At 33.7% G+C, this 14652-nt stretch carries 8 protein-coding genes and 1 tRNA gene; 8 read left to right on the forward strand and 1 reads right to left on the reverse strand.

Features of this window, described 5'->3' with window-relative positions:
* Nucleotides 1-36 precede the first annotated feature (36 nt).
* The 6 genes from murC to ABZP37_RS07065 all read left to right on the forward strand — a co-directional run bounded on the left by murC (nucleotide 37) and on the right by ABZP37_RS07065 (nucleotide 6382).
* Nucleotides 37-1389 (forward strand): UDP-N-acetylmuramate--L-alanine ligase, encoded by a 1353-nt coding sequence (murC, locus tag ABZP37_RS07040; protein ID WP_366186811.1) that lies wholly within the window; start codon nucleotides 37-39, stop codon nucleotides 1387-1389.
* The gene (locus tag ABZP37_RS07045; RefSeq protein WP_366186812.1) at nucleotides 1373-2098 is read left to right on the forward strand and encodes a cell division protein FtsQ; all 726 of its coding nucleotides are present in this window, start codon (nucleotides 1373-1375) and stop codon (nucleotides 2096-2098) included. Before murC ends, ABZP37_RS07045 begins: the two co-directional genes overlap by 17 nt.
* Nucleotides 2099-2105: 7 nt before the next feature.
* The gene (gene ftsA / locus ABZP37_RS07050) at nucleotides 2106-3491 is read left to right on the forward strand and encodes a cell division protein FtsA (RefSeq protein ID WP_366186814.1); all 1386 of its coding nucleotides are present in this window, start codon (nucleotides 2106-2108) and stop codon (nucleotides 3489-3491) included.
* A gap of 57 nt (nucleotides 3492-3548) precedes the next feature.
* The gene (gene ftsZ, locus ABZP37_RS07055) at nucleotides 3549-5492 is read left to right on the forward strand and encodes a cell division protein FtsZ (RefSeq protein WP_366186816.1); all 1944 of its coding nucleotides are present in this window, start codon (nucleotides 3549-3551) and stop codon (nucleotides 5490-5492) included.
* Nucleotides 5493-5792: 300 nt separating this feature from the next.
* Entirely contained in the window at nucleotides 5793-6242 is a 450-nt protein-coding gene (locus ABZP37_RS07060; protein WP_366186817.1) for a GatB/YqeY domain-containing protein, read from the forward strand.
* A 66-nt stretch (nucleotides 6243-6308) separates the two neighbouring features.
* A tRNA-Arg gene (locus ABZP37_RS07065) sits at nucleotides 6309-6382 on the forward strand.
* 445 nt (nucleotides 6383-6827) lie between these two features.
* Here the strand turns inward: ABZP37_RS07065 and ABZP37_RS07070 are convergent.
* Nucleotides 6828-10148 (reverse strand): T9SS type A sorting domain-containing protein, encoded by a 3321-nt coding sequence (locus ABZP37_RS07070; protein ID WP_366186818.1) that lies wholly within the window; start codon nucleotides 10146-10148, stop codon nucleotides 6828-6830.
* A 277-nt stretch (nucleotides 10149-10425) separates the two neighbouring features.
* Between ABZP37_RS07070 and ABZP37_RS07075 the strand changes: the two genes are divergently transcribed.
* Both ABZP37_RS07075 and ABZP37_RS07080 read left to right on the forward strand, forming a co-directional pair.
* Nucleotides 10426-10857: a CBS domain-containing protein gene (locus tag ABZP37_RS07075; protein WP_366186819.1), complete on the forward strand. Its 432-nt coding sequence runs from the start codon at nucleotides 10426-10428 to the stop codon at nucleotides 10855-10857.
* A 1203-nt stretch (nucleotides 10858-12060) separates the two neighbouring features.
* The gene (locus ABZP37_RS07080; RefSeq protein WP_366186821.1) at nucleotides 12061-14637 is read left to right on the forward strand and encodes a gliding motility-associated C-terminal domain-containing protein; all 2577 of its coding nucleotides are present in this window, start codon (nucleotides 12061-12063) and stop codon (nucleotides 14635-14637) included.
* Nucleotides 14638-14652: the final 15 nt, after the last annotated feature.

The raw sequence follows: 14652 nt of genomic DNA on the forward strand, positions 1-14652 counted from the left end.
AATGTCAATTGAATTTTGAACTTTAAATAGCAGGATATGAATTTAAATCAAATACAGAACGTCTTTTTTATCGGAATTGGAGGCATCGGAATGAGCGCTTTAGCTCGCTATTTTAAAAATATAGGAAAAAATGTTTCTGGATACGATAAGACACCAACAATATTGACTTCAGAGTTGATTGAAAATGGCATTGATATCCATTTTGAAGATAGAATTGATTTGATTCCTAATAATTTTTTTGTGGAAAACACATTGATAATTATTACTCCAGCCGTTCCTAAAGCCCATTCCCAATGGAATTATTTTTTGGAGCGAAAATATCATGTTAGAAAAAGAGCTGAGGTTTTAGGGATTATAACTAAAGATACTTTTTGTTTTGCTGTAGCAGGAACACATGGAAAAACAACAACTTCTAGTATTTTAGGACATATATTGTACGAAAGTGGTGCTGATGTAACGGCTTTTATAGGTGGTATTGTGGAGAATTATAATTCTAATCTTATAGGAAGTGGTAAAACAGTAACGGTGGTTGAGGCTGATGAATTTGATCGTTCCTTCCTGCATTTGCATCCTAATATAGCGTGTGTTACTTCAATGGATGCAGATCATTTGGATATATACGGAACGAGTGATGAGATTGAAAAATCTTTTGTTGAGTTTGCGGATAAGATTGAAGATAAGGGCAATTTAATTGTTACTTGTGAATTGCCTTTAAAAGGTATTACTGTTGCTGTAAATGAAAAAGCAGTTTACAGTGCGGTAAATGTTCGAATTGAAAGTAGTAGTTACGTATTTGATATTAATACTCCAAAAGGGGTTTTAAAAGATTTTCGTTTTGGTTTACCAGGAAGACATAATTTAATGAATGCTTTAATGGCTGTTGCTATGGCGGATATATACGGCACCCCAACCGACGCAATTGCAATGGCCTTAGCATCATTTAAAGGAATTAGAAGACGATTTTCTTACCAAATAAAAACTGAAAACTTAATTTATATAGATGATTATGCACATCATCCTACGGAGATTAATGCGGTTCACCAAGCCGTAACAGAGTTGTACCCTGGTAAGAAAGTGTTGGCTATTTTTCAACCTCATTTGTTTAGTAGAACGAATGATTTTGCTGATGATTTTGCGAAAAGTTTGTCAGCTTTTGATGAAACTATTTTGATGGATATTTACCCTGCTAGAGAATTGCCAATGGAAGGAGTGACTTCTGCTTGGTTGATGGGTAAAATGGATTCAAAAAATAAGAAATTAGTTTCAAAGGAGGATTTGATAGCGGCTATTTTGGAAAGTGACGCCCCTATTATTGTAACGATTGGGGCAGGTGATATTGGAGAATTAGTTGGAACCATTAAAAAAGGACTAAATGAAAAAAATTGTTAATTGGGCAAATATTAGGTTAGTTCTCATATTAGTGATCGTAATTTCGCTTTTTTCGTTTACGTCTAATCGAAATAAAAGTAGAAAATTAAAGAAATCGGTAGTTGTTTTCGTAGGAGATAACCCTCTTTTTGTTAAAAGAGAAACGGTTAATAAATTGTTAATAGAAAATAAGACTAATGCTTCAAGCATTGAAAAAGATAAATTAGATTTGAATAAGCTAGAATACATACTAGATTCAAACGAAATGATTGAGAAATCAGATGTGTTTGTGAGTATAGACGGTGTTCTAAAAGCAGTAGTGAAACAAAAGACTCCAATTGCAAGGGTTTTCGAGGGGAATAGTTCTTTCTATATTGGTTATGAGGGAAGTAAAATGCCTTTGTCTGGTAATTTTACAGCTAGAGTTCCACTTGTTTCTGGTCGTTTTAATGAAGGAAATAAGGAGAAATTAACCGATTTACTTCGCTTTATTTATGACGATGATTTTTTGAAAAAAAATATCATTTCAATACAAATAATGCCGAACGGAAGCTTAAAAATGCTCAATAGAGATTTTAATTATCAAATAGATTTTGGTAGTATCATAAAAGTTGAAGATAAATTCAGGAATTATAAGGCTTTTTATCAGAAAGCTATTTTAGATAGTTCTTTGTATAATTATAAGCGAATAGACCTTCGATTTACACAACAAGTAGTTTGCACTAAATAATAGATTAATGGAAAAAGAGAACATTGCAGTAGGTCTAGATATTGGGACGACCAAGATTGTTGCCATGATAGGGAAAAAGAACGAGTATGGGAAACTCGAGATTTTAGGAGTAGGGAAATCTAAAAGTTTAGGTGTAGCACGTGGTGTTGTGAATAACATTACACAAACAATTCAATCTATTCAACAAGCGGTACAAGATGCTGAAAATAATTCAGGGTACAAAATTAAAGATGTTGTTGTAGGGATTGCAGGACAACACATTCGTAGTATTCAACATACGGATTATATCAGTAGAAATAATCCAGAAGAAGTAATTGGTGGTGCTGACATTCAAATGTTGATTGATCAAGTGAATAAATTGGCCATGTTGCCAGGAGAAGAAATTATTCATGTATTGCCACAAGAATTTAAAATTGATGGGCAATCTGAAATTAAAGAACCAATAGGAATGTATGGCGGAAGACTAGAATCTAGTTTTCATGTCGTAGTAGGTCAAGCATCGTCTATACGTAATGTAGGGCGTTGTATTCAAAGTTCAGGTATCGAATTGTCAGGATTGACATTAGAGCCTTTAGCGTCCTCAGATGCCGTATTGAGCCAAGAAGAAAAAGAAGCAGGTGTAGCTTTAATTGATATTGGTGGTGGAACAACAGATTTAGCTATTTTCAAAGACGGAATCATTCGTCATACGGCGGTTATCCCGTTTGGTGGAAATGTGATTTCTGATGATATCAAAGAAGGTTGTTCGATCATCGAAAAACAAGCAGAATTATTAAAAGTGAAATTTGGATCCGCTTGGCCAGGAGAGAACAAAGACAATGAAATAGTTTCTATTCCTGGATTGAGAGGAAGAGAACCTAAAGAAATTTCATTAAAGAATTTGTCTAAGATTATTCATGCTAGAGTAGTGGAAATTGTTGAACAAGTTTTTACAGAAATTAAAGCGTACGGTCATGAAGATCCTCGTAAAAAATTAATTGCGGGAATTGTACTTACTGGTGGAGGAGCACAACTCAAACACATCAAGCAGTTGGTAGAATACATCACTGGAATGGATACCAGAATTGGATATCCTAACGAGCATTTAGCAGGTGATTCAGACGAAGAATTTTCAAGTCCATTGTATGCTACGGCAGTTGGGTTGGTAATGAATAGTATTGAAAATAAAACGCAAAGCGCCGTTCGTATTGAAGAATTAGTAGCTCCTAAAGCGCCTTTTTATCGTGAACCAGCCTCAGTAGCTGATGATAATTATGAAAGAGTAGAAAGCGAAGCTGAAGAGCGAGCAAATACTAAAGCAAAGAAAGATGAGTCCACAGGTGATAAGATCAAAAGAACATTCTTTGATCGTTATGTCGATAAGATTAAGGACTTTTTAGACAATGCAGAATAGGGTTTTTACCCAAAAAAAAGAATAAGTAATAGTTAATAATATCAAAAACCAAATAAAATGGAGAGCAACTCAGAATTTGGAAGTATTTCATTTGATTTACCTAAAAATCAATCAAATGTTATAAAAGTTATAGGTGTAGGTGGAGGTGGTAGTAATGCCATTAATCATATGTTTAAACAAGGAATCAAAGGAGTTGATTTCATAGTTTGTAATACTGATTCACAGGCATTAGAGAATAGTTCTGTTCCTAACAAGATTCAGTTAGGAGTGAATTTAACTGAAGGCCTAGGTGCAGGAGCTAATCCTGATGTAGGTCAACAATCAGCTATTGAAAGTATTGCTGACATTGAGAAAATGTTAGACCGTAATACCAAGATGGTTTTCATTACCGCAGGTATGGGTGGTGGTACTGGTACAGGTGCTGCTCCAGTTATTGCTCAATTAGCTAAAGAAAGAGAAATCTTAACGGTTGGAATTGTAACACTTCCTTTTACTTTTGAAGGAAAAGTGCGTCATCAACAAGCCTTATTAGGAATAGAAAAATTACGCAAACAAGTCGACTCTTTAATTGTTATCAATAATAACAAATTAAGAGAAGTATATGGTAACCTTGGTTTCAAAGCTGGATTCTCTAAAGCTGACGAAGTTTTAGCTACGGCTTCAAGAGGAATTGCAGAAGTAATTACACATCACTATACTCAAAATATTGATTTACGTGATGCTAAAACGGTATTGTCAAACAGTGGAACAGCTATAATGGGTTCTGCTATTGCTGAAGGCGAAAATAGAGCGAAAGAAGCGATTGTTTCTGCTTTGGATTCTCCACTATTAAATGATAATAAAATTACAGGTGCCAAAAACGTATTGTTGCTCATCGTTTCTGGCACAAATGAAATCACTTTAGATGAGATTGGTGAAATTAATGACCATATTCAAACAGAAGCCGGTTTCAATGCAAATATTATTATGGGAGTTGGTGAAGATGATACCCTTGGTGATGCTATAGCAGTTACTATTATCGCAACTGGATTTGATATTGAACAACAAAACGGAATTGTAAATACAGAGCCAAAAAAGATTATCCACACACTTGAAGACGAACAAAAAAGTGTGCATAACTTATCTCAAAATACCGTTACCGCTTTTGATTTAAATGCAGAAGTTCCTGCGACTAATAATATAGAAAATAAAAGAGTTATTTTTGATTTAAATGAAGACGAAGTGACTCCTGTTCCTGTAGCTACCTCGGTGGCTGAGAATAATGATTTAGTAGTGATGTCAGAATTCATTAAGAATTTAGATGTTACTTTCGAAATCCTTTCGCCTATCAAGGACATCGATTATACTTTTACAACTCCAAAAGTTGAAGAAGTGAAAACGTTTCAAGAGACTAAAGCTATAGAAAAACAAGAACAAACTTGTTTTACTTTTGATTTGCCATTAGAAAAAAAACCTGAACCAGTAGCTAAAGTTGAAGAAGATAAAGTTTTTGAACTTACTAATGAAACTCGTGAGATTAAAGTAAACCAACCAGTTCAATTTGTTCCCGTAACTGAATTATCAGACAATGGAATCATCAAATATTCTCTAGAAGAGTATATGGAGGCTGAAAACGAATTGACGTCTTCTAAACCAGTGGCAAAAGTTGTTGAGGAAGTAATTCCAGCTGAGTTGAATATTACCATGAAACAAGTGGATTTGTCTAAAAAAGAAGAGCCAAAATTTGAAGATATTTCTCCAATGGAAATGACTATTGAAGAAACATTAAGAATGAGAGCTGATGCAAGAAGAAAAAAATTAAAAGAATTCAACTACAAGTTCCATAACAATGTTTCTAAGGTAGAAGAATACGAAAAAGAACCAGCTTACAAAAGACTAGGGATCGATATTTCAAATCAACCTACTAATAACGCTAATTCAAGAACGTCAGTAGGAACGGATAGCAATAATGATATGCAATTGCGTTCTAATAATTCTTATTTGCATGATAACGTAGATTAATTTACTACAATAGATAAAAGCTAACCCGAAAATTCAATTTAATTTTCGGGTTATTTTTTTTATCTTCGCACCACTATTTTTATAGAATATTTTTTTGGGCCTATTTCCAGCTGTCCGTTTCAAGATTTTATCGTAAAATGGTTTTTTCTTAGTCTTTAAAAGAGCTTCCTTCGGTCGCTTTTTAAACCCTAGAAAAAAAACCATTTTCTCTCAAAATGCTTTTTACTACCATCTGGGGCAGTCACGAGATTTGTTATAAAATAGCATAACATTTACATCAATTTAAAACCATCAATAGATATGAGTTTAGCAGTAAACATCATGGACGATATCAAAACAGCTATGAGAGCTAAAGATACCGTTGCATTAGAAGCATTAAGAGCGATCAAGTCAGAGTTATTATTAGCTCAAACAGCTACAGGTACCAAAGAAGAAATTTCAGAAGACGACGAAGTTAAATTGCTTCAACGTTTGGTAAAAACAAGAAAAGAAAGCGCTAGAATCTACACAGAACAAAATCGTCCAGACTTAGCAGAACCAGAATTAGCTCAAGTTGCGGTAATCGAAAAATTCTTACCAGCACAATTAAGCGAAGACGAAATAGAAGTGATCATAGCAAAAATCATAGCAGACTCTGGAGCATCAGGAATCGCTTCCATGGGAAAAGTAATGGGATTAGCATCTGCTCAACTAGGAGGAACTGCTGAAGGAAAAACCATTTCTGCTATCGTGAAGAAATTATTGGTATAAAAATATAGATTACTGAATTTGGATTATAGGTTCAATGATTTTAAATCCAAAATCAGTAATCATTTTGGCTGCGTAGTTCAACTGGATAGAATATCAGATTTCGACTCTGAGGGTTGTGGGTTCGAACCCCGCCGCGGTCACTAAAAAAAAAACATGAAATAGAATAAAATTAAATTATTCTATTTCATGTTTTTTTTGTTAATGCAGCACCTTTATGGTAGCGGGACAAGGGCGAAGTGAACTAACGAAGTAATACCAATAATGATTATAAAATAGTTCCGTGTACAGTCGAGAACCGCTATTACACCACGAATGAGCTACCTATGACGTTTTGTTTTAAATACCTAAATTACAGACACCTAAAAAACACACCCCTAGCCCCCTCTCAAGAGGGGAATTAGAAGTGCTAACATTCAAATAACGTCATTTTATATTGCTTTTTTTAGAATAAAAATTACTCCTCGATTTGACAAAAATTAGATTGGACTATTAGATTGTACAGGTTTTGGTATAATTAGCTCCTAAAAAAATACAATCAAAAAAGGCTGACCTTGACAGTCAGCCTTTTATTTTTAAATAGTAGAATTATTGTTTAATTAATTTTCCTTTATAAACATCTGTATTATTTTTGATGACATAAATGTAAATTCCTGTGGCTAAATCTGAAACAGAATATTCGTTGGATTCATTTTTTGTAAATTGTTTAACTAATGTACCGTTCATCGAGTAAATTTTAAAATCTTGATACGCCAAGTTTTCAACAATTTTCACGACGTTTTTTGTTGGATTTGGATAAATAATAGGGCTGTTGCTGTCCGATTGATGATTGTTTACTTTTAAAAGTGTATTTGGATTAGGGTCTGTGGCAACATACCAACCGCTTCCTCTAGTTGAGGCGTAATATTTTCCGGGTGTGTTATAATCAATAGCAATATCATTAACCCGATCAGATTGGCCATTTCCTTTGTTGAATTTGATCCAACTATTTCCTGAATCTTTAGAAAGATAAGTTCCTCCGTTTATTTGTCCGATTGTAGTGTTTGGTAAGGTAGAAACTAGTATTGTTCGGGTGTCGTATTTTGCTACTTCTACACGGTGTGTCCAGGGGTAGTCGAATATTTTTGACCAAGTTTGCATGTTGTCATCACTTACCCATAATCCACCACCATTGTCAGAAACATTATTAAAACCACTGGTGATATATGCTTTTCCATCTTTGTCAAAATGAATATCATTGATTCCTGAAGTTCCAGAAATGACTGTAGTTGTACTTACTTGCGCCCAATTGCTTCCGTAGTCAGTTGTTTTGTATAAGCCTCCATTGTTACCAATTACTGCCGCATATAATATATTGCTAGCATTTGGGTCAATGGCAATTCGAGCTACATCTAGGGAGCTTGGTAAACCTGTGTTGATTTCGGTCCAAGTTGTGCCACCATCAGTAGACCTATGTACGCCCCATCCTGTAACAGAGTCTCCAACCCATTCTATTCTAATGGATGATCTAGGAACGCAAAAATACATGTTGTTGGTGTTGTTTTTGTCTATCAATAAACACATTTGGTGTACTGCTTGGTCACCGCCTCCAGCAGGCTCAGGCCATGGCAATGGAACAGGAGTTCCTACAGTTGCCCATGTAATTCCACTATCGGTTGATTTTAGTAATTGGCCTCTTTTATCTTGACGGAAAAAAGTAGCAAACCAAATACTTGGATTTGTTGGGTCAACTGCAACAGAACTTACAGAGTGCTCTCCTGATGTTAAGTTGCGAACCGAAGCTCCCTGTGCATCCGGTCGTATTAATATACCTTCGGAATTAGTGATCCATAGGCTGTTTTCGCCTGATGGACATAATACTTTATTTGGAAGGTTTTCGCTTTGGTAAAAACCATGTCCAGGTAAATTGCTGTTTCCAGCTCCTACCCAGCTTTCGCTATTAGGTGTCGTTTCTTCATCATCAATATCTACCCAACTATCTCCGTTATCATAAGAAACGAGGCCGATTTTTGCCATTTGAGTATATAGTACGGATCCGTCAGCATTGAATTGGATAAAATTACATGATTTTTGTTCGTAATCGTCTCGATTGACCCAGTCACTTTTATATTTGATTTGGATATTGGTATTCAATGGGTTTCCTCTGTTGGTCCAATAATTTAAATCAGGACTTCCGGTATTCCAGTTTTTGCCATTTCGTACGGTTACAAACCATTTCGTTCCTCCATCTTTTGTTCTCCATAATTGTCCTGGTTTGAAATTGTTTCCCGATGCATTTGAATAGTTGTTGACTAAATAGATATTGTCAGGGTTTTTTGGGTCTACTGTAATCTGGTTGAAACGTTGTGTAATCTTAGAAGGCATGTTTGGATATTGTGCTACTGCTTCATCGTAGGTTATTCCAAAATAAAAAGCAACGTTGTTGTAATACGATTTTTTAATTCCGGAATTGCTGCTAAATTGCCTCATGTCTAAAGCTATATTACCGCTAATGTTTGTCCAAGTTTCTCCTTTATCGGTGCTTTTAAAAATCCCACCAGTGTCATCAGTTAGTGTGCTACCATCTGCTTTCCACATAATGTTGCTCAAAGCATAAAGAACGACTTGGTTCCCTGTTATGCTAGGGTTGTAATACATACTTAGGGATCGGATGACATTATTGGTGATGCCATTGGATTTTAAAATCCAAGTTGTTCCACCGTTGATACTCTTGTAAAATCCATAATTTGTTCCCGCATAAACTATATTTGAGTTTGTTGGGTCTGTGTATATTGTTTCTATTTCGGCACTAGAATGTAGTCCTGAATTTATTAATGTCCAATTAGCTCCTTTATCTGTGGTTTTCCATATTTTTCCTTGACTATTATTATGGGTATAGGATCCGTTGGGTTGTGAAAGTGGAAAATCTACTCTTCCGTAATCACGCATTCGACCAGCGCCTAAATACCAAACGTTTTCATTTTGAGGGTCAACCGCTATACAAGATAAATAAGCATTTCCTGCCTGGGCTTGAACAGACATAACACGACTCCATGATTTTCCTTTGTCTGAAGATTGGAAAAGATCACCAAGTCTTTTTCCAGTCGAAAATCCAAAATTTGCATTGGAACGGGAGAAATCTATGGAATAAGTTTCAGTTGGTCCTCTCATACCACTATTCCAAGCTCCCGCATCTTCGTTCATGATGGTTTCATATGTAAAACCTCTGTCCGTTGAACGATATGAATTTCCCATGTTGGGAGAGGTGAAATGAGTGTTGCTGTCAGTAGGGTGAGGGTAAAAAGAAGTGTTATTTCCGCTCATTCCAGGTCCAAATTGAATCCATTTTATAGATGGATCAGAGACGATATCTTTGGTTTTTATATCTGTGAAAAAAGCAGATATTGGTGGTAGTTTTTCAATTTGAATGTCATCGAAATAAATATCACCACTATCGGTTGCGCTTGGTCTAATAGAAAAAAGTACAGAGCCTGTATTATCCGTAACTGTAGAAGTAAATTCAGTCGTATATTTTGTCCAAGTCGTTGCTGTGAGTGGAAAATTGACTTGAGTTAGTTTCGTAACTCCATTGTTAGCAAAAATCTTAATGTTACTTTCTGAATTGCTAATGGGGGTTATTGCTTTGTAATAAAAAGTAATACGATAGGTGATACCGTTTTCCCAACTCAAATTTTTTGCAGTTTCTAAGTTTCCTTTTTGCGGAGCCGAATTGAACTGCATTTGAAAACCATTATTTCCTGTTCGTTTAGAAAGAGTATTGATTTCAAATTTAGGCATTGAAGAGATATTGTTTGTAGCTCCCCAATCTGTTGTTAAGTCATTCTCAAACCCACATTTAAAAAGAATGGTTTGGCTCCATATGGAATTTGGTATTAGCTGAAGCAATAAAAAAAGGTAGATATGTTTCATAAGTCTAATTGTAAAGAAAGTTAGATGGTTGGTTTTTATAGGTTACTATGGTTTAGTTTTTAAAGCTAAATTAAATATTTCTAGTATGGGTTTTGGTTTCATATGTCTTAAATGCTAAAACATATGATTTTTAATGCTTTAGATACTTGAGTCTTTTCTTTTTTTATGTAAAATATATGTGTAAATTTGTTTATCTGTTGTTAGTCAATGATTTAGTTTGTTTTTGACGACGGTTGTTAGTTTGTGGATAATGTGTAATTACAAATAATTAGAAATAATGAAACAGCAAGTTCCAGTATCAACTATTATGACTAAAAATATAGTAAAGTTAAATCTTACTGATGATTTGACTAAGGCGGAAGTATTGTTTAAAGCAAATAAAATTAAACACATTCCTGTGGTTAATAATTGTAAAATAGTAGGAATAGTAAGCCTGAATGATATGTTGCGTGTTTGTTGTACTGAAGCCGATGATGAAGCTGATATTGATCTTGAATCTGTTGTGTATAATATGTTTACAATCCAGCAGGTAATGACTAAGAGTGTGATTACAATCAAGCCTTATACCACAATTAAAGAAGCGGCTACAATTTTAGTCGAGAATGATTTTCATGCTTTACCAGTATGTGATGATGAAAATTTGGTTGGTATTCTCACTAGTACTGATTTGATAAATTATTTATTAGAGCAGTATGATATTGAAGAATAGAATTTTATATAGATTACAAATAGGCGACTATTTTTTTTATCTTACTCTCTTATAATCAAGGTTTGTAGTTTAAGAGTATTGCCACATTTGATTTTGTAATTTTTATAACAGATAAGAATGTTTTTTAAAGAGTTTTTGCAATATTTGATAGTAGCATTTTGTATCGCTCCATTTATGATTGTGATTATTTTTAGAGTTTTAGAGCCTTTTGTATGTAGGTGTTTATCAGGCCACTTTATCTTTATTGGTGTCCAGTTCTTAAAAGGATATCTCCAGGCCATCAATTAATTTTCTATAATAGATTAACAATAAAAAAAAGTATTTTGAACATCGACTGAAAGTGTTTCTAAATCATTATAGGTAAAGACATTTAGGTGATCGATGAAATGAAAGTCCTTGTAGCTGCCACTTATATCATATTGATGTTTGGATTACGGGATTTTCTTATTGGTTTTTTACCAAAATTGTAATTTATCTGGATACTTGTTTTTCTTCAGTACATCAAAATTATCATAAAGGCGAATTTAATCCAAGGGTGAAAATCGTGGTTTTTTAATGAAAGGATTTTATATTAGGGCACAGTATTTTCAATGATAATGTAAATTTGGGCTTACATGAATTTACACATGTTTTACATTTTTATTGTTTAAAAAGTAAAGAAATAAGTGTCGCAGTTTTTCAAGATGAGTTTGTCGAAGTATTGAAATATTTTAATGATGAAATACTAAATAAAAGCCTTATCGAAAAGGGTATTTCCGTTTGTATGCTTATGAAAATAAATTTGAATTTTGACTGTTATTTTAGAACATTTTTTAAACACCAGAAAAATTTAAAAAATATCATCCCGAATTGTTTGACTCTGTTTCAAGAATGCTGAACATAAGCGAAAGTACTATTATGTAAAGAGTTGATGTATTAATTTTTATAATAGATTTCTTTGGTTTTTCAATGAAAACTTCCAATGTTAATTTTGTGATTTCATTTAATGGATTGATAGTTATTTGTTTTTGTTCAGTGATTTTCAATTGGTGTTATTTTTTGTAAATTAATGTTTGAAAAAAAAGATATTTTAATCGATGAAACTTAAATTTTGCATGAATTTTTGTCTTATTTTTGGGAAAAATTTAAGAAATATTTATGACTTTAAAATCGCTTGCTTCGACAAAGTTTAATTTTATCTATTACTTTTTAGCCCTGTTTTTTTTGACCTCAAAATCAAATTTAAAAGCACAATGTGCTGGAAATGATAATGCTATTACTATTTGTGATATTTCCAATAATAATAGTAAAACGGTTAATCTTTTTAATTTATTAGGCTCCTCTGCCATTACAGGTGGGATATGGATTGATAATTTAAAGACAGGTGGGTTAAACACTTCAACAGGAGTATTGAATGTTCAATCTATTCGTAACAGTGGTGTTTTTACTTATACCTATATGGTAAATAACGGGGGCTGTGTGGATAGCTCAATAGTTACTGTAACAGTGGGAGGATATACAGGAGTTACGAGTTCCAATGTGACCGTTTGTGGAGATGATAATAATTTTAATTTATTTCAAGCATTTGACGGAAATTTTCTTCGTCCACAATTTGGAGGAGTTTGGTCTGATAATGATGGTACGGGAGCATTAAGTGGTAATTATTTTGATGCTACTAAAGTGCCTTATGAACAAATTTATTCTTTCACTTATACAATTCCTGCCATAGGAACATGCTCACAACAATCGGCTACCGTTTTTGTTAGAACAAAAAAACCAGCTATACCAGGAAGCCCCTTAGATTTATTGTTGTGTAATACGGATGATCTGTCATTATATAAAAACCTTGATTTAGATACTAGGTTATTTGGGCAAGATGCAGGTGGAATTTGGACCGAATCAGGAACAGGACAATTGTCAGGTATACTAGACACAACAATTGATGTACAAGATATTTATAATAGATTTGGAGCAGGAACTTATACGTTTACTTATACTGTGATTCCAGAAAGCCCTGTTTGTATTAGAAAAACAGCTGTTTTTACAATCATTATTGAAGACCTTTTGGACTTTACAGGTTCAACCTTAGTAGTGAATTCCGATATATGTGAAGATGATTTGCCAATCGCTACTTATCAAGCTGTTTTGCGCAGAGGAGTTATGAGTATTCCTAATGGGAGTTATTTGGTGTCATACAATGTTACTTCGGGTACTTCAATAAATTCATATACTACGCTCGCTTTGTTTTCTAGTGGTGTTTTGAATTTTATTGTCAATAAAACAAGTATTGCTAATGCTACTGATTATACGGTTAGTGTTTCAAATATCGTTAAAGAAAATAGTTTAAGACTTTGTATTAATATTATCGGTTCCATTACTGATGTGCTTCATGTAAATCCAATTCCAAAAATTAATATTGGAACTTTGAAAGTCATAGCAGCGTGTAAAGGATTTGATATTCCAGTTGAGATTTCGGGTAATACAAATTTATCAGATGGAAATTATACCATTGTTTATGGTCTATCAGGAACAAATACGATTGCAAATCAAACAGCTACAATCAATGTTGTTAGTGGAGTGGGCTCTTTTTTAATTCCGTCCAATATTTTACCTAATATAGGAAATACAACTCTTTCGATAACAAGAATTACCAATGTTCTTACGGGGTGTACCAATGCTGTTACTTTGACTAAAGGTTTTGATATAAAACCCTTGCCAGATGTTGCTGCTCTTAAAGTAAATATTCCTTCGATTTGCAAAAGGGCATCAGTGACTGTTAATTTAACAGGTTTAGGAACACTGACTAATATTAATGTGGTTTATAATATTAGCGGAGCAAACGTTTTAACCAATATATCAGTGGATTTAGTGGTAACATCTGGAAATACTTCATTTACGATCCCAGCATCATCATTTAATACTGTCGGTACAAATGTTTTTACGATAACTTCTTTGGTTGATAATACCAATGGATGTCAAGCAGTAGTTTTAAATGCTACGGCAAATTTTAGTGTTTTTGATTTACCTGTTACACCAGCATCCAATAGTTTTTCAGTTTGTAAAGTTGATAATCCTACTATTGGAGATTTAATTCCTAGCGGAAATCAGTTTCAGTGGTTTGATTCGCCTACAAGTACAACTCCTTTAGCTCCTACAATTCTTTTGATTTCGGGTACTTATTATGTGAAAGAAGTCAATTCTATTACTGGATGTCAATCCAGTTTAACAATGATTAATGTAGTTGTTAACGAAGTAGCAAAACCAACCCTAAATCCTAATGGCGAAAAGTTTTGTGGAATTGATAATCCAACGCTTCAAGAATTAACGAATAATGTGACTTATTCAGATCAATTAATTTGGTATGATGCTTCGATAAGTGGGAATGAAATTGCTTCAACAGAATTAATAAAAGAAGGTGTGAAATATTATGGGTTTAATTATTCCTCTAGTAAAAGTTGTTTTTCTGAAGTTTTGGAAGTAACGGCTAGTTTAGCAAATTGTGATATTGTAGGGGATATTTTTATTCCTGACGGATTTTCGCCAAATAACGATGGGATCAATGATACATTTAGGATAAAAAACATACCATTTATTTATCCAGATTTTAGCTTAGAAATTTTCAACCGTTATGGAAATTTAATGTTTAAAGGAGATGAAAATAAACCAGAATGGGATGGGGCAAATTCCGATTATAAAGTAGGTATCGAAGGAGCTGCGCCTAATGGTGTTTACTTCTACGTCATTAAATTCAACAAAGGAAGTTTAGCACCAAAACAAGGTAAGCTTTATCTAAACAGATAATTACATCTTCATTAT

This window comes from Flavobacterium ovatum (assembly GCF_040703125.1).
GTDB lineage: Bacteria > Bacteroidota > Bacteroidia > Flavobacteriales > Flavobacteriaceae > Flavobacterium > Flavobacterium ovatum.

What these genes read in the sequence shown, in the direction of transcription:
- murC (WP_366186811.1), top strand. Translation starts at nt 37, where the DNA reads ATGAATTTAAATCAAATACAGAACGTCTTTTTTATCGGAATTGGAGGC.
- ABZP37_RS07045 (WP_366186812.1), top strand. Translation starts at nt 1,373, where the DNA reads ATGAAAAAAATTGTTAATTGGGCAAATATTAGGTTAGTTCTCATATTA.
- ftsA (WP_366186814.1), top strand. Translation starts at nt 2,106, where the DNA reads ATGGAAAAAGAGAACATTGCAGTAGGTCTAGATATTGGGACGACCAAG.
- ftsZ (WP_366186816.1), top strand. Translation starts at nt 3,549, where the DNA reads ATGGAGAGCAACTCAGAATTTGGAAGTATTTCATTTGATTTACCTAAA.
- ABZP37_RS07060 (WP_366186817.1), top strand. Translation starts at nt 5,793, where the DNA reads ATGAGTTTAGCAGTAAACATCATGGACGATATCAAAACAGCTATGAGA.
- ABZP37_RS07070 (WP_366186818.1), bottom strand. Translation starts at nt 10,148, where the DNA reads ATGAAACATATCTACCTTTTTTTATTGCTTCAGCTAATACCAAATTCC.
- ABZP37_RS07075 (WP_366186819.1), top strand. Translation starts at nt 10,426, where the DNA reads ATGAAACAGCAAGTTCCAGTATCAACTATTATGACTAAAAATATAGTA.